21 protein-coding genes are annotated in these 22,596 nt (G+C 70.9%); 13 read left to right on the forward strand and 8 right to left on the reverse strand.

Going from position 1 to position 22,596, the window contains the following annotated elements:
• Positions 1 to 112: 112 nt before the first annotated feature.
• On the forward strand, positions 113 to 616 hold the full coding sequence (locus OM076_RS22495) for a hypothetical protein (protein ID WP_270042320.1): 504 nt from the start codon (positions 113 to 115) through the stop codon (positions 614 to 616).
• A 102-nt stretch (positions 617 to 718) separates the two neighbouring features.
• Positions 719 to 1,468: a fimbrial biogenesis chaperone gene (locus OM076_RS22500; protein WP_270042321.1), complete on the forward strand. Its 750-nt coding sequence runs from the start codon at positions 719 to 721 to the stop codon at positions 1,466 to 1,468.
• On the opposite strand, the gene OM076_RS46245 is transcribed toward OM076_RS22500, so the two are convergent.
• Positions 1,465 to 3,906, reverse strand: a complete 2,442-nt coding sequence (locus tag OM076_RS46245) for a PAS domain S-box protein (RefSeq protein WP_270042322.1) — start codon at positions 3,904 to 3,906, stop codon at positions 1,465 to 1,467. The genes OM076_RS22500 and OM076_RS46245 overlap by 4 nt on opposite strands.
• Positions 3,907 to 3,919: 13 nt before the next feature.
• On the opposite strand from OM076_RS46245, the gene OM076_RS22510 reads away from it, so the two are divergent.
• On the forward strand, positions 3,920 to 4,306 hold the full coding sequence (locus tag OM076_RS22510; protein ID WP_270042323.1) for a BlaI/MecI/CopY family transcriptional regulator: 387 nt from the start codon (positions 3,920 to 3,922) through the stop codon (positions 4,304 to 4,306).
• Position 4,307: 1 nt separating this feature from the next.
• On the forward strand, positions 4,308 to 5,177 hold the full coding sequence (locus OM076_RS22515) for a M56 family metallopeptidase (RefSeq protein ID WP_270042324.1): 870 nt from the start codon (positions 4,308 to 4,310) through the stop codon (positions 5,175 to 5,177).
• 2 nt (positions 5,178 to 5,179) lie between these two features.
• Here the strand turns inward: OM076_RS22515 and OM076_RS22520 are convergent, their stop codons facing one another.
• Both OM076_RS22520 and OM076_RS22525 read right to left on the reverse strand, forming a co-directional pair.
• Positions 5,180 to 6,355 carry a calcium-binding protein gene (locus tag OM076_RS22520; protein ID WP_270042325.1) on the reverse strand — a complete coding sequence of 392 codons (1,176 nt, stop codon included), beginning with the start codon at positions 6,353 to 6,355 and terminating at the stop codon, positions 5,180 to 5,182.
• 38 nt (positions 6,356 to 6,393) lie between these two features.
• A complete protein-coding gene (locus tag OM076_RS22525; protein ID WP_270042326.1) occupies positions 6,394 to 7,431 on the reverse strand; it encodes an SAM-dependent methyltransferase in 1,038 nt (345 codons plus the stop codon).
• 17 nt (positions 7,432 to 7,448) lie between these two features.
• On the opposite strand from OM076_RS22525, the gene OM076_RS22530 reads away from it, so the two are divergent.
• The gene (locus OM076_RS22530; protein WP_270042327.1) at positions 7,449 to 7,985 is read left to right on the forward strand and encodes a VOC family protein; all 537 of its coding nucleotides are present in this window, start codon (positions 7,449 to 7,451) and stop codon (positions 7,983 to 7,985) included.
• On the opposite strand, the gene OM076_RS22535 is transcribed toward OM076_RS22530, so the two are convergent.
• Both OM076_RS22535 and OM076_RS22540 read right to left on the reverse strand, forming a co-directional pair.
• Complete coding sequence (locus OM076_RS22535) at positions 7,975 to 8,991, reverse strand: type I asparaginase (protein ID WP_270042328.1); 1,017 nt, start codon at positions 8,989 to 8,991, stop codon at positions 7,975 to 7,977. The genes OM076_RS22530 and OM076_RS22535 overlap by 11 nt on opposite strands.
• A complete protein-coding gene (locus OM076_RS22540; RefSeq protein ID WP_270042329.1) occupies positions 8,988 to 9,797 on the reverse strand; it encodes a PaaX family transcriptional regulator in 810 nt (269 codons plus the stop codon). The genes OM076_RS22535 and OM076_RS22540 overlap by 4 nt, the downstream gene beginning before the upstream one ends.
• A gap of 37 nt (positions 9,798 to 9,834) precedes the next feature.
• On the opposite strand from OM076_RS22540, the gene OM076_RS22545 reads away from it, so the two are divergent.
• The 8 genes from OM076_RS22545 (at position 9,835) to OM076_RS22580 (ending at position 17,877) form a co-directional block, all read left to right on the forward strand.
• Entirely contained in the window at positions 9,835 to 10,281 is a 447-nt protein-coding gene (locus tag OM076_RS22545) for a winged helix-turn-helix transcriptional regulator (protein WP_270042330.1), read from the forward strand.
• On the forward strand, positions 10,275 to 11,882 hold the full coding sequence (locus OM076_RS22550; protein ID WP_270042331.1) for an adenine deaminase C-terminal domain-containing protein: 1,608 nt from the start codon (positions 10,275 to 10,277) through the stop codon (positions 11,880 to 11,882). Before OM076_RS22545 ends, OM076_RS22550 begins: the two co-directional genes overlap by 7 nt.
• Positions 11,879 to 13,348, forward strand: a complete 1,470-nt coding sequence (locus OM076_RS22555) for a benzoate-CoA ligase family protein (protein WP_270042332.1) — start codon at positions 11,879 to 11,881, stop codon at positions 13,346 to 13,348. The genes OM076_RS22550 and OM076_RS22555 overlap by 4 nt, the downstream gene beginning before the upstream one ends.
• The gene (locus tag OM076_RS22560; protein WP_270042333.1) at positions 13,345 to 13,698 is read left to right on the forward strand and encodes a hypothetical protein; all 354 of its coding nucleotides are present in this window, start codon (positions 13,345 to 13,347) and stop codon (positions 13,696 to 13,698) included. The genes OM076_RS22555 and OM076_RS22560 overlap by 4 nt, the downstream gene beginning before the upstream one ends.
• Positions 13,695 to 14,384 (forward strand): SDR family oxidoreductase, encoded by a 690-nt coding sequence (locus tag OM076_RS22565; protein ID WP_270042334.1) that lies wholly within the window; start codon positions 13,695 to 13,697, stop codon positions 14,382 to 14,384. Before OM076_RS22560 ends, OM076_RS22565 begins: the two co-directional genes overlap by 4 nt.
• A gap of 67 nt (positions 14,385 to 14,451) precedes the next feature.
• Entirely contained in the window at positions 14,452 to 15,897 is a 1,446-nt protein-coding gene (locus OM076_RS22570) for an aldehyde dehydrogenase family protein (RefSeq protein ID WP_270042335.1), read from the forward strand.
• A gap of 2 nt (positions 15,898 to 15,899) precedes the next feature.
• Positions 15,900 to 16,673: an enoyl-CoA hydratase/isomerase family protein gene (locus tag OM076_RS22575; protein ID WP_270042336.1), complete on the forward strand. Its 774-nt coding sequence runs from the start codon at positions 15,900 to 15,902 to the stop codon at positions 16,671 to 16,673.
• Entirely contained in the window at positions 16,666 to 17,877 is a 1,212-nt protein-coding gene (locus tag OM076_RS22580) for an NAD(P)/FAD-dependent oxidoreductase (protein WP_270042337.1), read from the forward strand. The genes OM076_RS22575 and OM076_RS22580 overlap by 8 nt, the downstream gene beginning before the upstream one ends.
• On the opposite strand, the gene OM076_RS22585 is transcribed toward OM076_RS22580, so the two are convergent.
• The 3 genes from OM076_RS22585 to OM076_RS22595 are packed head-to-tail and all read right to left on the reverse strand — an operon-like array spanning position 17,874 to position 22,595.
• Positions 17,874 to 19,601 (reverse strand): sensor histidine kinase, encoded by a 1,728-nt coding sequence (locus OM076_RS22585; protein ID WP_270042369.1) that lies wholly within the window; start codon positions 19,599 to 19,601, stop codon positions 17,874 to 17,876. The genes OM076_RS22580 and OM076_RS22585 overlap by 4 nt on opposite strands.
• A gap of 52 nt (positions 19,602 to 19,653) precedes the next feature.
• Complete coding sequence (locus tag OM076_RS22590; RefSeq protein ID WP_270042338.1) at positions 19,654 to 20,043, reverse strand: hypothetical protein; 390 nt, start codon at positions 20,041 to 20,043, stop codon at positions 19,654 to 19,656.
• Positions 20,040 to 22,595: a DEAD/DEAH box helicase gene (locus OM076_RS22595; RefSeq protein WP_270042339.1), complete on the reverse strand. Its 2,556-nt coding sequence runs from the start codon at positions 22,593 to 22,595 to the stop codon at positions 20,040 to 20,042. Before OM076_RS22595 ends, OM076_RS22590 begins: the two co-directional genes overlap by 4 nt.
• Position 22,596: the final 1 nt, after the last annotated feature.

Consider the following 22,596-nt stretch of genomic DNA (forward strand, 5'->3'; position numbering starts at 1 on the left):
CTCGATCCGGTTCGGTCAGAGGCTCATCCACGCGCTGGGTGGAGCGCTCCGATTCCGATGCCCACGTGTTGGTGTCATCGGTGGTCACGATGAAGATCTTGGAAGGGAAGTAATGAAGCTGCGAACGATCCTCGCCGCAACGGTCATCGGCGCCCTGGCCGCGCCGGGCGCCGCCATGGCGCAGACGCCGCCGGTCAGCGGAGGCACCGACATCGGCGGCTCCGTCCCGAGCTTCCTCGAGCTGATCCTCACGCAGCCGGCCAAGGGCTTTGCGGCCTTCTCGAAGACCAAGTCCTATGAGATGTCCTTCGACGCGCAGATCACGGCGACCGATCCGGGCACGCTCCTCTCGCTCGCCGACGGCGACGCGACGAGCGGGTCCAAGCTCGGGCACCTGTCGGTCGGCTCCAAGCGCCTGCCCGAGCCGCTGGAGGCAGCGGTCGGCAAGTCCGCGTTCCAGCCGCTGGACGGCTCGGTGGACCCACTGCTGACGAAGCTCAGCGACGCCGCCACCCGTTCCAAGACGACGGTCAAGCTGCGCCAGAAGGTCAAGGGCAAGGCCACGGGCAACTACCACAAGCTGGTCCTGGTCACGCTCTCCACCGAGACGCCGTAGTCCCCGGCGTCTCCCGCACTACCTGAAACTGAAAGCAAGGAGATCCCCGAAGTGAAGCGCGCAACGAGTCGGCTTGTCGCCGGCGCTCTCAGCCTTGCCGTCGTGGGGTCCGCGACTGGCGGTGTGATCGCTGCTCAGGCGGACGACTCAGCGCCGCGGGCCCAGGCTGCCCAGCAGGGCGGCGTCTCGATCACGCCGGCGACCGTCGAGGCCACCGCCAAGCGCGGCTCGGTCGGGACGTTCACCGTCAAGAACACGACCAAGGACACGCTGCGGGTCACCGTCACGGTCCGGCCCTGGAGCCAGAACCGCTCGACCGCCCAGGTGGCGCTGAACAAGCGGGCGAACCTCTCGCCGTACGTCGTCGGGAGCCCCGCGTCGTTCAACCTGGCACCCGGCTCGCGCTCGGTGAAGCTCAACATGAAGCGCCTGACGGCCTCCGGCTCGCTGTACGGCGGCATCCAGGTCTTCGCCAAGCAGAAGAAGCCGAAGGCGACCAACGGCATCGTCCCGCAGTGGGACATCGTCGGCCGCCTGCGCCTGAACCCGTCGAGCAAGCGCCCGAACCTGCGCGTCGGCGCCACGGACGTGGTCGGCGGCGGCAGCAACAAGTCGCTGATCCTCGCCGTGCGCAACATCGGCAACACGCTTGACCCGGTCGGCGGCACGGTCAAGATCACGGGCCCGACGGCGCGCAACGCCACGATCCCGCAGGTCAGCATCGTCCCCGGGCAGGTCGTCTACCTCAAGGGCGGCGCACTGCGCGGCATGAAGGGCGGCAACTACACCGCCACGTGGTCGATCACGCAGGGCACCAAGCGCTTCACCGCGAAGCGCACCTTCAAGCTCTAGTTGAGCCTATCGGTCGCCCGGACGGGTTCCGGGCGGCCGATATGGAACCCCTGCGCGTAGTCGACACCGAACTCGCGCAGCATCGCGACCGTCGCATCGTCTGAGACGAATTCGGCGGTCGTGGTCTTTCCGAGCCCCTTCGCGATCTGCACGATCGCCTGGACCGTGAGCTGATCGGTGCGGGTGGTGGGCAGCTCCTTGATGAAGTCGCCGTCGATCTTGACGACGTCGAACGGCAGGTGCTTGAGGTAGTAGAACGACCCGAAGCCTGAGCCGAAGTCGTCGAGCGCGAACTGGCAGCCGAGGTCGGCGAGCCCGCGCGCGAGGCTGCGGGCGCGCTCGACGTTGGCGATCGCCGCCGTCTCGGTGACCTCGAAGATCAGGCAGGTCGGGTCGATCGGGGCGTTGCGCACCTCGGCGGCGATGAAGTCCATCACCGTCGGGTCGGTGATCGACTCGCCTGAGAGGTTCACGTCCAGGCCGAGGCGCTCGTGGCCGGAGGCGTGGCGCTCGGCCAGCAGGCGGATCGCGCCGCCGATCACCCACCGGTCGATCGCCTTGATCAGCCCGTAGCGCTCCGCCGCGCCCAGGAACGCCCCAGGCAGGACGATCTGCCCGTCGGCGTCGAGCAGGCGGATCAGCAGCTCCGAGCGGTCGACGCGGTTGCGGGCGAGGTCGAGGATCGGCTGCTCGTACAGGACGAAGCCGTCGTTCTCGAGCGCTTCACGCAACCGCTCGACCCAGCTCAGCGCGCGCGACCGGGCCGAGCCCACGACCTCCCGGCCGGAGACGGCGAAGCGGTCGCGCCCGCGGTCCTTGGCGTCGTTGCGGGCGATCTCGGCCTCGGCGAGCTCCTCGGCGAAGGTCAGCTCCGTCTCGGGCTCGATCGCACGGATGCCCATCGAGAGCGTCGCGCGGACCCGGCGCCCGTCGCGGACGACGTGCACCTGCTCGCGCGCGGCCTCGATCAGCGCCTGCCCGGTCGCCTCGGCGTCCTCCAGCGCCGTCTGCGGCAGGATCACCCCGAACTCGTCGCCGCCCAGCCGGCCGACGATGTCGGTGTCGCGCAGCCGCGAGCGCAGCAGCGCGGTCACCGTGCCGAGCAGCTCGTCGCCGGTCGCATGGCCGTAGCTGTCGTTGATGTACTGGAAGTGGTCGACGTCGATCGCCAGCAGCGCCGCCGGATGGCCGTAGCGCTGGGCGTAGCTGACGACCCATTCGAGCTCCTCGCCGAAGCGGCGCCGGTTGTAGAGCCCGGTGAGCGCGTCGGTGTCGGCGAGCCTGCGGAGCTGGCCCTCGAAGCGCCGGCGATCGCTCACGTCGACGAACTGCACGATCAGGTAGCGCCCGTCGTCGCCGCCGATCGGGGTCGCCCGGACCTCGGCGTGGACGACGTGCCCGTCGCGGTGTACGTAGCGGTACTCGCCCGCGAGGCTGCCGGACGATCCGTCGCGCAGCGGCTGGAGGGCGTGGTGGGCCGCCTCGCGGTCATCGGGGTGGATGAGCTCCCGGATCGCCATGCCGGTGAGCTCCTCGTAGCCGACCAGCTGGCTCAGAGCGGCGTTGGCCTGAGCGATGACGACGTCCTCGAGGCCGACGAGCGCCATGCCGATCGGGGCGTGCTCGAACGCGGCCTGGAACCGCGCCTGCGCCGCCTGCAGCGCGTGCTGGGCGCGACGCTCGAACGTGACGTCGCGCGAGACGCCGACCGCCCCGGTCACCCGCCCCGACCGGTCGCGGATGGGGGAGAGCGTGCTGGCGATCACCACCTCGGAGCCGTCGCGGCGCCGGCGGGTGGTCTCGCGGCGGATGACCTCGCCGGCGATCAGGCCGGCGGGTGGCGTGCCGTCCCCGCTGGTGATCGGGACCAGGTGCGCGGCGCTCTGTCCCAGCGCCTCGCGTTCCGTGTAGCCGAAGAGCACGGTCGCGGCGTGGTTCCAGGCGGTGACGCGCCCGTCGCGGTCGATCGCGACGATCGCGTCGGCGCTGTGCTCGACCAGCGCGGCGTGCCGGGCGCGCTCGGCCTCCGCGCGGGTGCGATCGGCGATGTCGCGGGCGATCGTCGTGACGCCGATCAGCTGCCCGCGCGTGTCGCGCAGCGCCGCCACGCTGATCGAGACGGGGACCGTCGAGCCGTCCCGGCGCATCCGGACCGTCTCGAGATCCTCGATCGTCGCGCCCGAGAACACGCGCCGGCGCAGGTCGGCCGCCTCGCCCTCACGATCGGGCGGGACTATGCGTTCGATGGGCCCGCCGATTGCTTCCTCGGCCCGCCATCCGTAAAGTCGCTGCGCACCAGGGTTCCAGGCCGTGATGCGACCGCGCCGGTCAGTCGCGATGATCGCATCGGGTGAGTGCCGCACCAGAGCCGCGAGGCGCTGGGCGGCGGCGTTGCCGCGCCGGGGGCTCGTACTAGTTGCTGGACGTCTTCGTTTCACTCAGGGATCACTGATGAGTCTAGATGGCACACTTCCCCCACTTCACGCGCTCGAATCCGAAGTCATGGAGGAGCTGTGGGCCCGTTCCGAGGCGACCGTGCGCGAGGTCCAGGAGGCCCTCAACGCGCGCGGCGGCAAGGTGCGCGCGTACACGACCCTGCTGACGGTGATGACGCGGCTCGACGGCAAGGGCCTGCTGGTGCGCCGCCGCGCCGGGCGCCTGGACGTCTATGCGCCCGCGCTGCCGCGCGACGCGTACCTGCAGCGGCGCGCCGAGTCCGAGGTCGCCGCGCTCGTCGAGGACTTCGGCGATCTCGCGCTCGCGCATTTCGCCCGCCACATCGGCGGGCTGGATCCCGAACGGCTCGAGAAGCTCCGCCGGCTGGCGAACGGCGGCTGAATTGCGCCGAGCTGAGTTCGCGGTCGCCGCGTTCGGACTCACCGCATTCCTGCTGGCGCTGATCTTCGCGCTCGACGCCGTGCGCTTCCACGGCGACGTCCTCGTCGCGGCGCTGGAAGGCTTGACGCGGGGCGAAGTGCACATCCGGGGCGTGCTGTTGATCTCCCTGGCGCTATTCGACCTGTACGCGCTCACCCGCGCGGTGGGCTCGATCTCGCACGGCGTGAGCGCGCACCGGCGGATCAATGCCCGGATGCCGGTGTCGGAGGCGCGCGCGGTGGCCGGCCACGACGTGCTGGTGGTGCCGGCCGCGCGGCCGATGGCCTTCTGCGCGGGGCTCTGGCGGCCGCGGGTGTACGTCTCGACGGGCGCGGTCGAGCGCCTGGGCGCCGACGAGCTCGCCGCCGTCGTCACCCACGAGGCGCACCACGCCGAGCGGCGCGATCCGCTGCGGATTCTGATTGCGCGGGCGATCGGAGACGCCTACTCGCTGGGCGCGCTGCCGCGACGGGAACAGGCACTGGCCGAGCTGGCCGCCGACGCCGCGGTCGTCCGCAGCCGCGGGGCCGCGCCGCTGGCCTCGGCGCTGCTCGCCTTCGACGCGGCGGAGATCGCCCCCGAGCGGGTGGATCGCCTGGTCGGCGAGGCGCCGCGCGACGAGGTCCCGCGCGCGTTGGTGGCGGGCGCCGGGGCCGTGATCGCGGCGCTGCTCGTCGTGCTCGCGCTCGGCGTGCTGGTGCACGGGCACCCGCGGGTCTGCCTTCCGCTGGCGTCCGCGCCGGTCTGGTGGGTATGCGCCGTCATGGCGCGGTTCGCGGCCATGGGGCCCGCCTGGCTCGGCTGGCGCCGAGCCGGGGCGTTCCTCACGTAGGGCTAGCCCTGGACCTTCTTCTCGCAGTCCTTGGCGACCGAGACGCGCTTGCGGTTGCCCTTGAAGCGCGAGATCAGCACGGTGTCGTTGCCCGGCCCGCACTTCACGCTCGCGCGGCCTGAGGCGATGATCGCGGTGATCGTGTCGTCGCCGTCGCCGCCGTCGGCGCTCGTGTTGCGGCCGGCGACGCGGATCGTGTCCGCGCCCGGGCCGCCGCTGAGCACCGCGCGCTGGCCGTTGCCCTGCAGGAAGTCGTTGCCGTCGCCGCCGAGGGCATTGGTCGTGCCGCGGCCGGCGTAGATCGTGTCGTCGCCCGCGCCGCCGCTGACGAAGTCCTTCTGCTTGAGCGCGCGCGCCCCGCCGCTGTCGTGCGCGGCGTCGCCCCAGAGGACGTCGTCGCCGCCGTTGCCGTAGAGCTTGTTGTTGCCGTGCTGGCCGTTGAGGCGGTCGTTGCGCTCCGAGCCGTGCTTGGTGCCGTTGCCCTGCCACGAGATCCCGCGCGTGGGGTCACGCTCGGCCGCCAGGTCGATCACGTTCTCGCAGTTGGACTGCTTGGCGAGCAGCTTGCGGTTCGTGCGGCCCATCGGCGCCGGGCTGTTGTAGACGGTGTCGTAGCCGTCGCCGCAGTCGATGCTCGTCACGTGGCTGGGCGGGTCGCTGTTGAGGTGGATCGTGTCGTCGCCGGGGCCGGCGTCGATGCGGTCGGGCCCGGTCTCGGAGCTGATGTCGTCGTTGCCGTTGCCGCCGTGGATCTCGTCGCCGCCGCTGCCGCCGTTGAGGACGTCGTTCCCGTCGCCGCCGAAGAGCTTGTCCGGCGCTTCGTTGCCCGCGAGGTTGTCGTCGCCCGGACCACCGATCAGCGTGTCGTGGCCGAAGCCGCCGACGCCCTTGTCGTTCCCGTCGCCCCCGTCCATGTGGTCGTCGCCCGAGCCGCCGTCCATGCTGTCGTTGCCGTTGCCGCCGTCGATCTGGTCCGGGCCGGTGTCCCCGGTCAGCATGTCGTCCCCGTCCAGGCCCCGCAGCACGTCGCGCCCGCCGAGCCCATTGATGGTGTCGGGGCCCGCCGTCCCGGTCAGGTTGTTCGGAGCGTTGGTCCCGATGATGGTCTTCGCGAACGCCGTCGAGGCGAACGCGAGCGCGCCGAGTGCGGCGACGACGAGCAGGGTGCGGAAGCGCATGGACGCAATTATGAAGCGCCCCGCCGTGTCCAGCGGGCTTAACTTCGGCGCGCCGTCAGCAAGTAGTGCGACACGAGCCAGTCGTTGCCGCCGTTGAAGTCCCAGATCTCGGACGCCGAGAGCATGAACAGCCGCCAGGCGGCGAGCTGCCGCCGAGCCTCGCGGCGGCCGAACTGCGCTTCGAGCAGCGCGAGCGCCTCCGCCGAATTGGCGTCCAGGCGGTCGAGCCACGCGCGCAGGGTCCGCGCGTAGTGGGTGCCTGAGACCGCCCAGCGATCCTGGACGACGAGGTGCTCCTGGAAGCGCAGCATGAGGTCGTGGCTCGGCATCGTCCCGCCGGTGAAGAACCGCTCTGCGGCCCAGGTGCCCTCGAAGCGGTAGGCGAGGCTGCGGTGACTGAAGACGTGGACGAAGGCCTTGCCGCTCTCGGGCTCCAGGCGCGTGGCGATCCGGCGCAGCAGCTCCTTCCAGTTGCGCATGTGCTCGAACAGTTCGACTGAGAGCACGCGGTCGATCGTGCGCTGCGGGTCGTAGGCGTTAGGCCCGGCGGTGACGATCTCGACGTTGGCGATGCCGCGCTCGCGCGCCTCGCGCTCGATGTGCTCGCGGTGCGCGACGGACGCCGAGATCCCGGTGACGCGGGCGTTCGGGTACTGCTCGCCCAGCCAGAGGGTGAGGCTGCCCCAGCCGCAGCCGAGGTCGAGGATGTCCATGCCGTCCTCGATCTCCGCCCGCTGACAGGTGAGGCGCAGCATCGCCTCCTCCGCCTCGGCGAGCGTGTTCGCGCCAGGCGGCCACAACCCGCACGAGTACTTGTGCCGCGGGCCGAGGAAGAGCGTGAAGAACTCCGCCGGCAGCTCGTAGTGCTGCTGGTTCGCCCGCTCGGGCACCTCGGAGATCGGGCCGTGCGACATATGCCAGACCAGTGAGCGCAGCCGATCCTCCTGCGCCTCCACGCCGCCCTCGAGCTCGCTCGCCAGGCGGCGCCGGGTCGCGAGCCGCGAGCCGAGCAGCAGCACCGGATCCGGAAGCAGATGGTGGGAGAGCGCTCGATCCAGGAGCTCGTAACGGAGCATCGCGGCAGTATGTCGGTATGAGCGACGATGCTGTGGAACCAATCGCCCGCGCGGAGCGCCCGATCGCGGCGGGAGCGCGGATCGGCCATGTGCACCTGCGCACCGCCGACATCGATCGCGTACGCCGGTTCTACGTCGGCGTGCTCGGCTTCGACGTGATCTCCGAGGTGCGTGACGTCCCGGGCTGGGGCACGACCGGCGACGCGCTGTTCCTCTCGGCCGGCGGCTATCACCACCACCTCGGCTTCAACACGTGGAAGTCGGCGGGCGGGCCGCCGCAGCCCGACGGCGTGACCGGGCTGCACCACGTCGCGATCCTCTACCCGTCGCGGGCCGATCTCGCCGACGCCGTGCGCCGCCTGCAGGAGGCGGACTGGCCGCTGCGTCAGCTCGCCGACCACGGCACGCACGAGGCCGTCTACGTCAGCGATCCCGACGGCAACGACCTCGAGCTCTATTGGGATCGCCCGGCCGCGGACTGGCCCCGCGACGAGGCCGGGCACCTGGCGTTCGCGGGCGGTGAGCTGGACCTGGAGGATCTCCTTACGGCGTGAGCTCGCCCGCGAGGTCCTGGGCGAGCAAGGCGCGGACCGTGGCGGGCGGGTGGCCCTCGGAGAGCAGCACGACGAGCTTCGCGTAGGCGGCCTCGGTGGTCATGTCGAGCCCGCCGACCGCGCCCGCGCGGATCAGCGGCCCGCTGGTCGCGTACGCGCCGAGGTCGACGCGGCCGTCGGCGCACTGGCTGACGACGGCGATCACGATGTCGCGGCGGGCGCCGTCGGCGAGCGCGGCGAGCAGGTACGGGTCGCCGTCGGCGAAGGTCCCGGCGCCGTAGGCCTCGATCACCAGCCCCTTGATCGGCTCGGCCAGCGCCGCGCGCAGCAGCGCCGCGGGCATCCCGGGGTACAGGCGCAGCAGCGCGACGTTGGCGTCGAGCGCGAGCGGCAGCGCGATCGGCGCTCGCTCGGTGACGCGCAGGCGCGCTTCGTCGAGCGTGATCAGCACGCCGGCCGCCCCGAGCGGCGCGGCGTTGGGGGAGGTGAAGGCCTCGAACCCGCTCGCGCTCGCCTTGACCGCCCGGGCCCCGGCGAGGATGTGCGAACCGAACACGAGGCAGACCTCGCGCACGTCGTCGCGCGCCGCGACGAGCGCGCTGGTCAGCAGGTTCTGGCGGCCGTCCGAGCGCAGCACGCCGAGCGGGATCTGGCTGCCCGTGACGATCACCGGCTTGCCCAGCCCGCGCAGCAGGAACGCCAGCGCCGACGCCGTGTAGGCCATCGTGTCGGTGCCGTGCAGCACCACGAACCCGTCGAAGCTGTGGCGGTGCTCGACGATCTCGCGCGCGATCCGCAGCCAGTCGGACGGGCGGGCGTTGGCGGAGTCCAGGAGCGGCTCGTGCTCGGAGACGACCAGCTCGGGCACGTCGCGCGCGTTGAGCTCCGGCGTCTGGCGGATCTGGGAGCCCAGGTGCCCGCGCACCGGCGCGTAGCCGCTGGCGGTGGGCATCATCCCGATCGTGCCGCCGAAGTAGGCGACGTAGATGCGCTTGCGGCCACTCACGGTGCGGTCAGGTCGTCGAAGTGCTGCTGCGCGAGCGGCGCCCAGCGCTCGTGGCGCTCGCGAAACAGCTCATACGCCTTGCGCCGCGGCCAATCGCGCGGGAGCAGATCGTCCGGCAGGTCGGGATCGATGAACGGAAAGCGCCGCCACGCGTGCACGATGGCGATCTGGGTCGCGAACGTGGCCTCGGGGCTGCGCGGGCGCACCTGCGCGAAGTCGTCGACGAACGTCTCGTAGTGCTCCCTGAGGTTCGGCAGGTCCCACGCCTCGTCGATCACCTTCTGCGTCTCGCCCAGCGCGCCCAGCTCGGCGCGAAAGCTCAGCAACTGGGCGGGTTCCTCGGCGTTGACGAGCGTCTCGCGATCGACGTGCGGCGTGATCCACAGCCCGTTGCCGAGGCTGCCGAACCCCGCCCACGCGAGTTGCGTCGTGAGCTGGTGGCGCAGCTCGCGCCGCTGCTCCGGCACCCGCAGCACGAGCAGCAGCCAGCGTCCGTCCCAGCTCACCGGTCCACCGAACCCATAGATCCGCCGCGCGCCATCACGCAGGAGAGTGGCGGAAGAGGATGTGAGCCGCATGCGCGACCGCCGCCCCACCCGCTCACCCTCCAGCCACCCTTCCCGCGCGCTGCGCACCACCGCCTGCCGCGCGGCGCTGGGCGTGAACCCGAGCCGGTTCAGCGCGGCGATCAGCGCCTCCTGCCACGCGCCGTCAGGCCGGGGGAGCAGGAACTCCCCGAGGATCGTGAGCAGCGTCGAACGGGCGGCGGGCGCGCCGACAGAACGGCGTCGCAGGACGTCTTCCACCGCGGAGACGCTAGCGCTCCGACTATCCTCGCCCGGCATGAAGCACCGGGCGCTCGACGAGGTCTATTGCTCGGTCGCGCGGACGTGGTCGGTGTTGGGGGACCGGTGGACGATGCTGGTCCTGCGCGAGGCGTTCGCCGGCACGAGCCGGTTCGACAGCTTCCAGTCCAAGCTCGAGATCGGGCGGACGCTGCTGTCTGAGCGGTTGAACCGGCTGGTCGAAGAGGGCATCTTCGACCGAGTGCGTTACAGCGAGAAGCCGGAGCGCTTCGAGTACAAGCTCACGCGCAAGGGGCTCGATCTCTATCCCGTGCTCCTGGCGCTGATGGAGTGGGGGGACCGGTACAAGGTCGAGGACCCGCCCGTGCGGCTGTTTCACAAGGCATGCGGTGAGGAGGCCGACCCGCACCTGGTGTGCAGCCACTGCGCCGAGCCGGTGGCCTACGGCGACCTGCGCGCCGAGTACGCGCCCGGCGCTTGGTAGTTCTGCGCGGCGGCACCGTCGCCGACGTGTACACCGGCACCTGGGTCGAGGCCAACGTCGAGATCGACGGCGGCCGGATCGTCTACGTCGGGCCGCGCGACCCACCGGCTCAAGCCGAGGTGATCGACGTGCGCGGAAAGATCGTCGCGCCCGGGTACATCGAGCCGCACACCCACCCGTGGTGCCTGTACTCGCCGGCATCGCTGCTCGAGGTGGCGGTGCCCGACGGGACGACGACGCTCGTCTACGACAACCTCTTCTTCTTCCTCGCGCACGGCGTCGACGGGCTTCGCGCGATCGTCGACCAGATGAATGCGGCGCCCGCGCACATCAAGTGGGTCGCGCGGATCGCGGCGCAGACGGCGCTCGCGGAGGACGCGTTCGATCCCGAGGTCGTGGCGGCGATGCTGGCGTGGCCGGAGGTCGTGGCGTCGGGCGAGATCACGAACTGGTTCGGCGTCACCCGCGGCGTGTTCGACCGCGGGATCGCCGCTGCCAAGCGGGCCGGCAAGCGCGTCGAAGGCCACAACGCCGGCGCCTCCTACGCCCGCCTGAACGAGCTGAGCGCGGCCGGGATCTCCGCCGACCACGAGGCGATCACGGCCGAGGAGACCCGCCAGCGGCTGCGCCTGGGCATGTGGACGATGATCCGCAACTCCTCGCTGCGCCCGGACCTCGAGCCGATCCTGCGCGAGCTGGCGCCGATCGTGCCCGCCGCGCGCCGGCTGATGTTCACCACCGACGGCGCGGTCCCGAGCTTCTACGCGCAGCATGGTGTGATCGGCGGGTGCCTGCGGATCGCGACGCAGCTCGGCCTGGACCCGATGCGGGCGCTGCAGATGGCGACGCTCGACCCGGCGACGTTCCTCGGCCTCGACGAGGAGCTCGGCGGCGTCGCGCCCGGGCGCCGGGCGACGCTGAACATCCTGCCCGCGCCCGGCGAGTGGCGGCCGGAGCTCGTCTTCGTCGACGGGGAGATCGTCGCCCGCGACGGCGAGCTCGTCATGGCGCCGCCGGACCTGAAATGGCCGGAGGGGCCGAAGCTCACCGCCCCGCCTCCGATCACGCCACTGAACGGCGTCCAGCCCGTCGCCCGCTACGAGAGCGCGGTGATCAACCGCCGCGTCGACCGGGAGGTGCGCCGCGGCGACCTCCAGGCGGCGCTCGTCGCCCGCGACGGCACCTGGATCACTCAAGGGGTGATGGAGAATTTCCTGGACACCCCCGGCTTCGCGACGACCGCCACCACCAGTCTCGAGCTGCTCGTCCTCGGCACCGACCCGCGAGCGATGGCGCGCGCCGCGGCCCGGGTGGCGGAACTGGGCGGCGGCTTCGCGTTTGACGGCGGCTGGTCGGCGCCGCTGGAGATCGACGGCCTGATCGCGGCCGGCGGCTTCGAGCGCGCGCTGGGAATCGAGCGCGAGCTGACCAGCGAGATGCAGGCGGCCGGCTATCCGTTCCACGATCCGCTGTACTCCCTGCTGTTCGCTTCCGGCGACTTCCTGCCGGAGGTGCGGCTCACCCCGAGAGGAGTGCTCGAAGTGAAGACCCGGACTGTCCTAAAGGGTCCGTCACGAATTGATACGGTCCCCGCCCGATGATGAACTCGGGGACGCTCGTCGACCGGCGGCTGGAAGCCGGCCACGGCGACAAGGTGGCGATCCGCTGCGCCGGCGAGGAAGTGACCTACGCGCAGCTGCACGACCGGATCTGCGCGGCCGGGAACGTGCTCTCCCAGCGGGGCATCGGCCGCGAGGACCGCGTGCTGATGATCCTCGACGACACGCCCACGTTCCCGACGCTGTTCCTGGGGGCGATGCGGATCGGCGCCGTACCCGCGCCGGTGAGCTTCCTCGACACCACCGAGAACTTCGCCCACTACGCCCGCGACAGCTACGCGAAGCTGATCGTGGCCGAGGACCACTTGCTCGGCCGCCTTCCCGAGGGCGCGATGTCGCGCACCGCCTTCGAGGAGCTGCTGCGCTCGCACGCCGGTCTCACCGACCCCGCCGACACCCACCCGGATGACATGGCGTTCTGGTTGTTCAGCGGCGGCAGCACGGGCTTCCCGAAGGGCGTCGTTCACCTGCACCACGACATCCCGTACACGTGCGAGACCTTCGCCAAGGAGATCCTGAAGATCACCGAGCGCGACGTCACGTTCAGCTCGACCAAGCTCTACCACGCGTACGGCCTGGGCAACAACCTGACGTTCCCCTATTGGGTCGGTGCGACGACGGTCCTGCGCATGGGCAAGCCCGAGCCGCGCGGCCTGCTGGAGACCGCGCAGGCCAACCGGCCGAGCCTGTTCTTCTCGGTGCCGACGCTGTACGGCGCGATGGTCAACCTGCCGGACGCGGAGGAGTACGACCTGAGCAGCGTCCGCTTCTGCGTCAGCGCCGCCGAGCCGCTCGCGCCCGAGGTCTACCGGCGCTGGAAGCAGACCTTCGACCTCGACATCGTCGACGGCATCGGCTCGACCGAGATGCTGCACATCTACTGCTCCAACCGGCCGGGAGAGGTGCAGCCCGGGACGAGCGGGAAGCCCGTCCCGGGCTACGAGCTCGTCCTGCTCGACGAGCTCGGCCAGCCGGTGTCGCAAGGCGAGGTCGGCAACCTGCACGTCCGCGGCGACAGCGCGCTCGCCTACTACTGGCACCAGCACGAGAAGACCAAGGCGGCGGTCAAGGGCGATCTGTTCTTCACCGGCGATCGCTATCGCGAGAACGAGGACGGCTACTTCGTCTACGAAGGCCGCGCCGACGACATGATCAAGATCGGCGGGCTGTGGGCGTCGCCGATCGAGATCGAGAACGCGCTCGTCGAGCACCCGCGGGTGCTCGAGGCCGCCGCGGTGGGCGTCGACGCCGACTACACGACGCGCGTGAAGGCGTTCGTCATCTGCCGCGGCGAAGCGGGCGACGAGGCGCTGGTGGCGGAGCTGCAGGAGTGGTGCAAGAGCCGCTTGCGCCGGTACGAGTTCCCGCACTTCATCACGTTCGTCGACGACCTCCCGAAGACGCCGACGGGCAAGATCCAGCGCTACAAGCTGCGGGAGGAAGCGTGATCTTCACGGCACTGGAGCCGAGCGACTTCGACGGGGTCGAGACGGCACTGGCCGACGCGTTCCGCCGCTCGCAGGAAGCCGCCCGCAACGAGGAGCCGATCGTCTTCGTGCTCTCCCAGGAGGACCTGCTCGGCCAGCGCGGCGTGCCGGGCGCGATCCTCGCCAACGCCCTGCTGAGCGGGATGCGCACGCTCGCGGCCGAGGGCCACAAGGCCAACGCCGTCGCGGTCGGCAACGACGCCGATCCCGAAGACCTGCAGCACTGGATCGCGCAACTCGAGGCGGGTCGCGGCGTCGCCGGCGAACTCGTACGCGTGCATGCGGCCCACGTGGGGAAGATTCAGGTATGAGCGTGATCGTCACCGGTGCGGCGCGTGGGATCGGCCGTGCCGTCGCCGAGCGGTTCAGCGCTGACCGCCCGGTCATCCTGGCCGACCTCGACCCCGCGGTGCACGATGTCGCGCGCGAGCTCGGCGGGATCGGCGTGGTCGCGGACGTGACGAGCGCCGAAGGCCGCGCGGCGATCCTCGCCGCCGTCGAGGGCGACATCACGCTGCTCGTCAACAACGCCGGCATCACCAAGGACGCCCGGATCGTGAAGATGACCGAGGAGCAGTTCCTCGCCGTCATCCGCGTCAACCTCGGCGCCGCCTACGAGCTGACGACGGCCGCGATCGGGCGCTTCGCCGACGGCGCCAACGTCGTCAGCCTCGCGAGCCGCGCCTACCTCGGCAACTTCGGCCAGTTCAACTACTCCGCCTCCAAGGGCGGCCTGGTCGGCATGACCCGCGCGCTGGCGCTCCAGCTGGCGCCACGCGTGCGCGTCAACGCGATCGCCCCCTCGCTCACCGCGAGCGAGATGACGAGCGCGATGCCGGAGAACGTGCTGAACAAGATGATCGCGACCATCCCGCTCGGCCGCATGGCCGAACCGCGGGAGATCGCGGAGACGATCGCCACGCTGGCCTCGCCGGCGATGGCGTACGTGACGGGCCAGGTGGTGGTCGCCTGCGGCGGCCGCTCCCTCGCTCCCTGAAAGATAAACGCCACCTAAGGGGTCTGGCCCCTTAGGTGGGCTTTAGAAAACCGAAGGGACCTGAACCATGGCTTCAATGCTCATAGCGGGCGAGAAAACCGAAGGCTCGGCGGGCGAGGGGATCGACGTCGTCGATCCCGCGACCGAAGCGGTCATCGAGACGGTGCCGCGGGGAACCGCGGCCGATGTCGACGCCGCGGTCCAGGCCGCGCACAAGGCGTTCGCGAGCTGGTCGCGCACCGACGCCGAGGAGCGCGCGACCCTGCTGCGCAAGGCGATCGCGCTGATCGAGCGCGATCGCAAGGAGCTGACGCTCAGCCTCGTCCACGAGCAGGGCAAGCCGGTCACGGAGGCGGGCGGTGAGATCCACCACCTGATCCACGGCCTGAACTACTACGCCGACCTCGCGACCAAGGTCAAGGGCTCCTACCACGAGCTGCCGTCCGCGCTGTCCAAGGCCTACGGCATGGTGATCCGGCGCCCGATGGGCGTCGTCGCCGCGATCGTCCCGAACAACTTCCCGCTGACGCTGCTGGGCACCAAGCTCGCGCCCGCGCTGATGGCCGGCAACACGATCGTCGTCAAGCCCGCGGCCACGACGCCGCTGACGACGCTGAAGATCGCCGACCTGCTGCTGGAGGCCGGCTTCCCGGCGGGCGTGATCAACGTCATCACCGGCCGCGGCTCCGAGGTCGGCGACGCGCTCGTCACGCACGACCTCGTCCGCCGCGTCGCGTTCACCGGCTCCACCGCCGTCGGGCGCCACATCATGGGCCTCGCCGCGCCGAAGCTGAAGCGCATGACGATGGAGCTCGGCGGCTCCGACCCGGTGATCGTCACCGCCGACGCCAACGTCAAGGCCGCCGCCCGCGGCATCGCCATCGGCCGCTTCTGGAACTGCGGCCAGATGTGCCTCGGCGGCAAGCGCGTCTACGTCTTCGACGAGGTCTACGACGAGCTGATGGAGCAGCTCACGCGGACGGTCGCCAAGTACGAGCCCGGCCTCGGCTGGGAGAAGTCCGAGAAGCCGAACATCCGCGTCGGCCCGCTGCACACCGCCGACGGCCGCGCGGAGCTGCGCGAGCAGTTCCAGGACGCGCTCGACGGCGGCGGCGAGCTGGTGCTCGGCGGCGACGACATCGAGGGCAAGGGCTACTTCGTCCAGCCGACGATCGTCGCCAACCCCGCGCAGGATTCGCGCGTCGCGCGCGAGGAGACGTTCGGGCCGCTGCTGCCCGTCTGGCGTGTCAGCAACCTCGACGAGGCGATCGACCGCGCCAACGACTCCGAGTACGGCCTCGGCGCCAGCGTCTGGACCAACGACGTCCGGATCATCCACCGCGTGGCCAACGAGGTCGACGCGGGCATGAAGTGGGTCAACCAGTTCCACTACGGCTACGACGAGCTCCCGTTCGGCGGGGTCAAGCAGTCCGGCTACGGCAAGGAGCACGGCGCCGAGGGTCTGGACTACTACCTCGAGGACACGGCGGTCGTCGTGGGAGGGCTCGAGTAACCATGGCGGTCACCTTCGAAGGCGGCAACCCCGTCGGCTCCATCACGCTCGACAAGCCGCCCGCCAACTCCTACGACTTCGAGTTCATGGAGGAGATGGGCGCGGCGGTCGACGCCGCCGCGGCCGACGACGCCGTCAAGGTCGTGATCGTCCGCTCGGCGTCGAAGAAGTTCTTCTGCGCCGGCGCCGACATCAAGGCGTTCCTGGCCAACGACACGGCCGGCAACATGAAGATGATCAGCCGCGGCCACGAGGCGCTGGCCGCCATCGCCCGAGTCCCGAAGGTCTTCATCGCCCAGATCGAGGGCCACGCGCTCGGCGGCGGCCTGGAGATCACCCTCGCCTGCGACCTGCGCTTCGGCGCCCGCGGCCGGTACAAGCTCGGCGTCCCGGAGGTGACCCTGGGGCTGCTGCCCGGAAACGGCGGCACGCAGCGCCTCCCGCGCATCATCGGCGTGCCGAAGGCGCTGGACCTGATGGTCACCGGCCGCGCGATCAGCCCGGGCGAGGCGCACAATCTCGGCATCTTGAACCGCCTGTTCGCGCCCGCCGACCTCGCCGAGAAGACCCTCGAGTACGCGACCGGACTGGCCAACGGCGCGACGGCCGCGATCGGCGAGATCAAGCTGACGACGTACGCCGGCTCAGAGATGCCGATCGCCGACGCCCTCGCCCGCGAGCGCGCGGGGATCGAGCGGCTGTTCGGCACCGCCGATGCCAAGGAAGGCCTGAGTGCCTTCGCCGAGAAACGCAAGGCGGAGTTCTCCGGTGCCTGAGCGCGAGGTCGACTTCCTGATCGTCGGCGGCGGCCCCGCGGGGTTCTCCGCCGCCCGCACCCTCCGCGAGGAGGGCGCCGAGGGCAGCATCGTGATCGTCTCCCGCGACCCTGACCCGCCCTACGACCGCACCGCGGTCTCCAAGGGCTACCTCCAGGGCGAGACGGCCCGCAAGGACACGCTGCTCGGCGACGCCGCCTGGTACGCCGAGCACGACGTCGAGCTGCTGACCCGCACAAGCGCGATGAAGCTCGACCCCGAGGCGCACACCGTCACCCTCGCCGACAAGTCGGTGCTGAAGTACTCAAAGCTCCTGCTGGCGACCGGCGCCAACGTGCGCCGGCTGCGGCTTGACGGCTCTGACCTCGAGGGCATCCACTACCTGCGGGCGCTCGCCAACGCCGATCACATCCGTGACGACACCGAGAACGCCGACCACGTCGTGCTGATCGGCGGCTCCTACATCGGCACCGAGGTCGCGGCGTCGTTGACGAAGCTCGGCCGCAAGGTCGCGATCGTCATGCAGGAGGAGGTGACGCTCGAGCGGGGCTTCGGCAAGACCGTCGGACGCTACTTCCAGGGCGTGCTCGAGGCGCACGGGGTCGAGGTCCACGGCGGTGAGGAGATCGAGCGCTTCGAGGGCACCGAGGGCCGCGTCTCCGCCGTGGTCACCAAGGCCGGGACCCGCATCCCCGCCGACGCGGTGATCGTCGGTGCCGGCGTCACCCCCGACGTGATGCTGGCCTCCCGCGCCGGCCTGACGATCGGCGACAAGGGCGGCGTCCTCACCGATGCCACTCTGAAGACCTCGGCGGACGACGTCTACGCGGCGGGTGACATCGCCGAGTTCGACAGCCCCTACCACGAGGGCCACGTCCGCATCGAGCACTGGGACGTCGCCGAGACCCAGGGCAAGACGGCCGCGCTGAACATGCTCGGCAAGCCGCAGCCGCACGACACGATCCCGTACTTCTTCTCCGATCTGGCCGATTGGAGCTCGATGGAGTACGTCGGCCCGGCCTACGAGTGGAGCGAGGAGCTCGTCCGCGGCTCGATCGACGACGGCGCCTTCACCGTCTACTACCTCGACGGCGACCGCCTGGTCGCGGCGCTGAGCGTCGGGCGCGGGGACGACCTCGAGCAGGCGCGCGAGCTGATCGCCTCCCGCGAGCCGGTCGACCGGGAAGCGCTGAAGACGGTCTAGACCGAGGCGGGGCGGGCCTGGCACGGCATCTCTGCCACCAGGGTCGTCCCGCCGCCGGCCGGGCTGATCACCCGCAGGCGCCCGCCGAGCGCTTCGACGCGGTCGGCGAGCCCGCGCAGGCCGGAGCCGTTCGCCCCGTCCGCGCCGCCGACGCCGTCATCGGTGATCTCGATGCTCGCCACGTCGCCGTTCATCGACACGCGGATCGCCGCGCGGGTGGCCTGCGCGTACTTGCCGATGTTGGCCAGCGCCTCGCACGCCACGAAGTAGGCGGCGAGCTCGACGGGCTCCGGGAGCCGCTCGTCGACCTCGAACGACAGCGCCACCGGGGTGGCGGAGCGCACCGCGAGCGAGGTCAGCCCGGCGTCCAGGCCGTACTGCAGGACAGCGGGATGGATGCCGCGCGCCAGCTCGCGCAGCTCCTCCAGCGACTTCGAGACCTCCTCGCGCGCCGCCGTGACGAACTTCAGCGCCGTGTCCGGATCGCTGTGGACGCGGTCCTCGGTCATCCGCAGCTGGATCGCCAGCGTCACGAGCCGCTGCTGGGCGCCGTCGTGGAGGTCGCGCTCGAGCTTGCGCCGCGCCGCGTCACCCGCCTCGACGAGCCGCGCCCGCGAGCCGGCGAGCTCCTCGATCCGCGACTGGAGCTCCGCGTGCAGGCGTTCGCGCTCGAGCGCGACGTTGGCCGCCGCCGAGACGAGCGCGAGCAGCTCCGGGTCGTAGGTGAGGGCCGCGTCGTGGACGAGCGCCGCGACGTGCTCGCCGCCCTGGTCGATGGGCGTCGCAGCGCGCCCCGAGCCCGCTTCGGGGAGCCCGACCGGCTGCCCGCCGGCATCGATGTAGCTCTCGAAGCCGGGCAGCCAGTAGACCAGCTCCAGCGACGGATCGTGCAGCGCCTTGGCCAGCAGCTCGCGCAGTCGCGGCGCATCCGGGGCCTGCTGGAGCGCGAGGACGAGGTCCGCGACCCCGGCGCGGGCGAACGTCGTGCGCAGCAGGCCGAAGAGGTACGCCAACGGCACGGTGACCAGGACCACCGAGGTGATCTCCGCACTCGCCCGGATGAACCCGCCCACGATCACCTGGTAGAGGATCTGCACGGCGAGGATCAGCGCGGCGGCGGAGCCGGCCAGCGTCGGCAGCAACAGCCTGCGCAGCGCCGGGGCGGCGCGCAGCCAGCGCGTCACGCCGACGATGCCGAGTGCCGCCGCCAGCGTGCCGTTCCACGCCCGCTGGAACGTGTCGATCACGTCGTCCAGGCCGGGCTGGGCGCTGATCAGGAAGATGTTCTCCTCCCCGTCGGGGAACGCCAGGAACAGCAGCCACACGAGCTGCAGCAGCCCGGTGCCGATGGCGAAGCCCCAGACGATTGCCCGGTCCACCCGCCCGACGACCCGCCCGCTCGGGAACGAGAGGATCAGCGCCGCGAACGGGACCGCCCACAGGTTGGCGAGCAGCTGCGCCATCGAGTCCCAGAACGGCGTGCCGATCTCGCCCAGCAGCGGTTCGGCGAGGTAGAGGAAGCCGGTCGCCGTCATCAGCATGCCGGACCGGTTGCTCGGCCGCCGCTGCCACGCGATCAGCCCGCAGATGAGGAACGACCCGCCGACCGAGCCGCCGACGATCGCCACCACGGTCACGTCGTCGTCGCCCCGGAACAACAGGATGAAGCCCGCCACCACCGCGGCGATGCCGAGCGGCCAGAGCGCTGCGGGCAGCCACCTCATCGGCCTCACACCAACGATCCTCTCACTCGCCCGCGATCAGGGCAAGCGGCGCTCAGTCGTCGGGGGAGTACCCGCGCACGCTGACGACAGCGGCGCGCAGGACCGTGGCGAGCCGCTCGTCGGCGACGACGTCGGCGCAGAGCTCCACGTTGCGCGCGAGGTGCTCGAGCGGGAAGTCGCGTGCCACGAGCACCCGGGCCAGCCACAGCATGTTGGTCTCCAGGTTGGTGAAGCCGCGCACGTCCAGGATCGCCCAGTTGAACGTGTGCAACGTGTCGTGGATCTCCCACGGGCGCGCGGCTTCGCCGTAGCGCTCGAGGTCCTCCGGGAACTCGTCGAAGTAGCGATCGGCGACCGCCTCGGCGAGTGGCATCAACTCGATCACCTCGCCGTCGAGCGTGGCGCTCGTCGGCGGTGGCATGCCACTCGGCGGGCGGGTCATGCGGCCGCTCCGAAGGACTGGGTGCGGATCACCGGCTCTCCCGCGGCGTCGGAGGCGTCGAGGTCGACCGTGGCGACGATCGCCCAGTCGTGGTTTGAGTCCGGGTCGTTGATGATCTGGCGCGCGGTCCACTCGCGCGGCTTGGAGCGGTCGACGATCAGCAGCTGCGGCGAGCGCGCCGCCGGCCCGTCGTCCATCGACTCGTACTCGTCCCAGTAGGCGCCGAGCGCCGTCTCCCACGCCGCGAGGTTCATCGTCACCCGCACCGGCGGGTCGCTCAGCGCGGCCGCCGCGGACTCGTGCGCCGCGAGCGTGCCGTACTCGTCGCGGGCGGCGAGCTGGACCTTCTGGAACATCGCGTTGCGGATCATCACGCCGAAGGCGCGGTGGTTGGCGCTGATCGGGCGCGGCGGTGCGATGGCTTCGCCCGCCGCGGCCGCTTCGGCGGCGCGGGCGACGGACTCGGGGTCGGTCAAGGCTTCCCATTCGTCGAGCAGGCTGGAGTCGACCTGGCGGACGGTCTCGCCCAGCCATTCGATGATGTCGTCGAGCTCGTCCGTCTTGAACTGCTCGGGCACGGTCTGGCGCAGCGCGCGGTAGGTGTCACTGAGGTAGCGCAGGACGAGACCCTCCGAGCGCGTGACGCCGTAGTAGGCGACGAACTCCGTGAACGTCCGGCCGTACTCGTACATGTCACGCACGACCGACTTCGGCGAGAGGTCCTCGGGCGACACCCACGGATGCGTCTCGCGATAGAGCGAGAGCGCCATCTCGAGCTCCTTGCCGAGCGGCTTGGGATACGTGACCTCCTCGAGCAGCACCATCCGCTCCTCGTACTCGATCCCGTCGGCCTTCATCGTCGCGATCGCCGCGTCGCGCGCCTTCTTGGACTGCGCCATCAGCACCGGGAACGGGTCGTCGAGGATCGACTCGACGATCGAGAGGACGTCGAGCGTGTACGTCTCGGACTCGTCGTCGAGCAGCTCGAACGCGGCCTGGGCAAACGAGGCCAGCGGCTGGTTGAGCGCGAAGTCCTGCTGCAGCTCCGGCGCCAGCTGCAGCGTGCGGCCGTGCTCGTCGGGCTCGTCGAGGCGCTGCAGCACGCCGGAGGTGAGCAGCTCCTCGGTCAGCGACGCGGCCTGCTCGGCCAGGCGGCGGCGTCCGCGCTCGTCCTCGTGGTTGTCCTCCAGCAGCGCGCGCAGCGTGTCGTCGGGGTTCGCGCGCTGGTTGATGACGTTCAGCAGCATCGCGTGGTTGACCCGCATGCGCGAGACGAGCGCCTCGGGCGTGGCGTTGCGCAGCCGGTCGTAGGTCTCCTCGGTCCAGCTGACCACGCCGTCGGCGGGCTTGACCTTCTGGACGCGCTTGACCTTCTTCTCGTCGCCCGCCGCCTTGGCGAGCCGGCGAGCGTTCTCGATCGTGTGCTCGGGCGCCTGGACGACGACGTAGCCGGAGGTGTCGTACCCGGCGCGGCCGGCGCGGCCGGCGATCTGGTGGAACTCGCGCGCCTTCAGCAGCCGGTGGTTGGTGCCGTCGAACTTCGCGAGGCCGGTGAAGACGACCGTGCGGATCGGGACGTTGATGCCGACGCCGAGCGTGTCGGTCCCGCAGATCACTTTGAGCAGGCCGGTCTGGGCGAGCTGCTCGACCAGGCGCCGGTAGCGCGGGAGCATGCCGGCGTGGTGCACGCCGATCCCGTTGCGCACCAGCTTGGAGAGCGTCTTCCCGAAGCCGGCGGTGAAGCGGAAGGCGCCGATCACGTCGGCGATCTGGTCGCGTTCCTCGCGGGTGCACAGCTTCGCGCTGAGCAGGGACTGCGCGCGCTCCAGGGCGCTGGCCTGCGTGAAGTGCACGACGTAGACGGGCGCCTGGTCGGTACGCACCAGCTCCTCCAGCAGCTCGTGCATCGGCTCGACCGACCAGGTGAAGTAGAGCGGGACGGGCCGCTCGGCGTTGTCGACCAGGACGGTCTCGCGGCCGGTCCGGCGGGTCAGGTCCTCGGCCAGCGAGGTCATGTCGCCGAGCGTGCCGGACATCAGCAGGAACTGCGCCTGGGGGAGGCTGAGGATCGGCACCTGCCACGCCCAGCCTCGCTGCGGCTCGGCGTAGAAGTGGAACTCGTCCATCACGACCTGGCCGATGTCGGCGTCCGCGCCCTCTCGCAGGGCGATGTTGGCCAGCACCTCGGCGGTGCAGCAGATGATCGGGGCGCGGCTGTTGACCGACGCGTCGCCGGTGAGCATCCCGACGTTCTCGGCGCCGAAGATGGCGCACAGCTGGAAGAACTTCTCGCTCACGAGCGCCTTGATCGGCGCCGTGTAGTACGTGATCTGGTCGACGGCCATCGCCGCGAAGTGCGCGGCGACGGCGACCGTGGACTTCCCCGAGCCGGTCGGCGTCGCCAGGATCACGTTGTTGCCGCTGAACAGCTCGATCGCGGCCTCCTCCTGGTGGGGATAGAGGCTCAGGCCTTCGGCTTCGGCCCACGCGAGGAATGCCTCATAGACCTCGTCGGCGGTCGGATCGTGGGGGAGGACGTCGACGAGCAGCATT

Source organism: Solirubrobacter ginsenosidimutans (genome assembly GCF_027587205.1).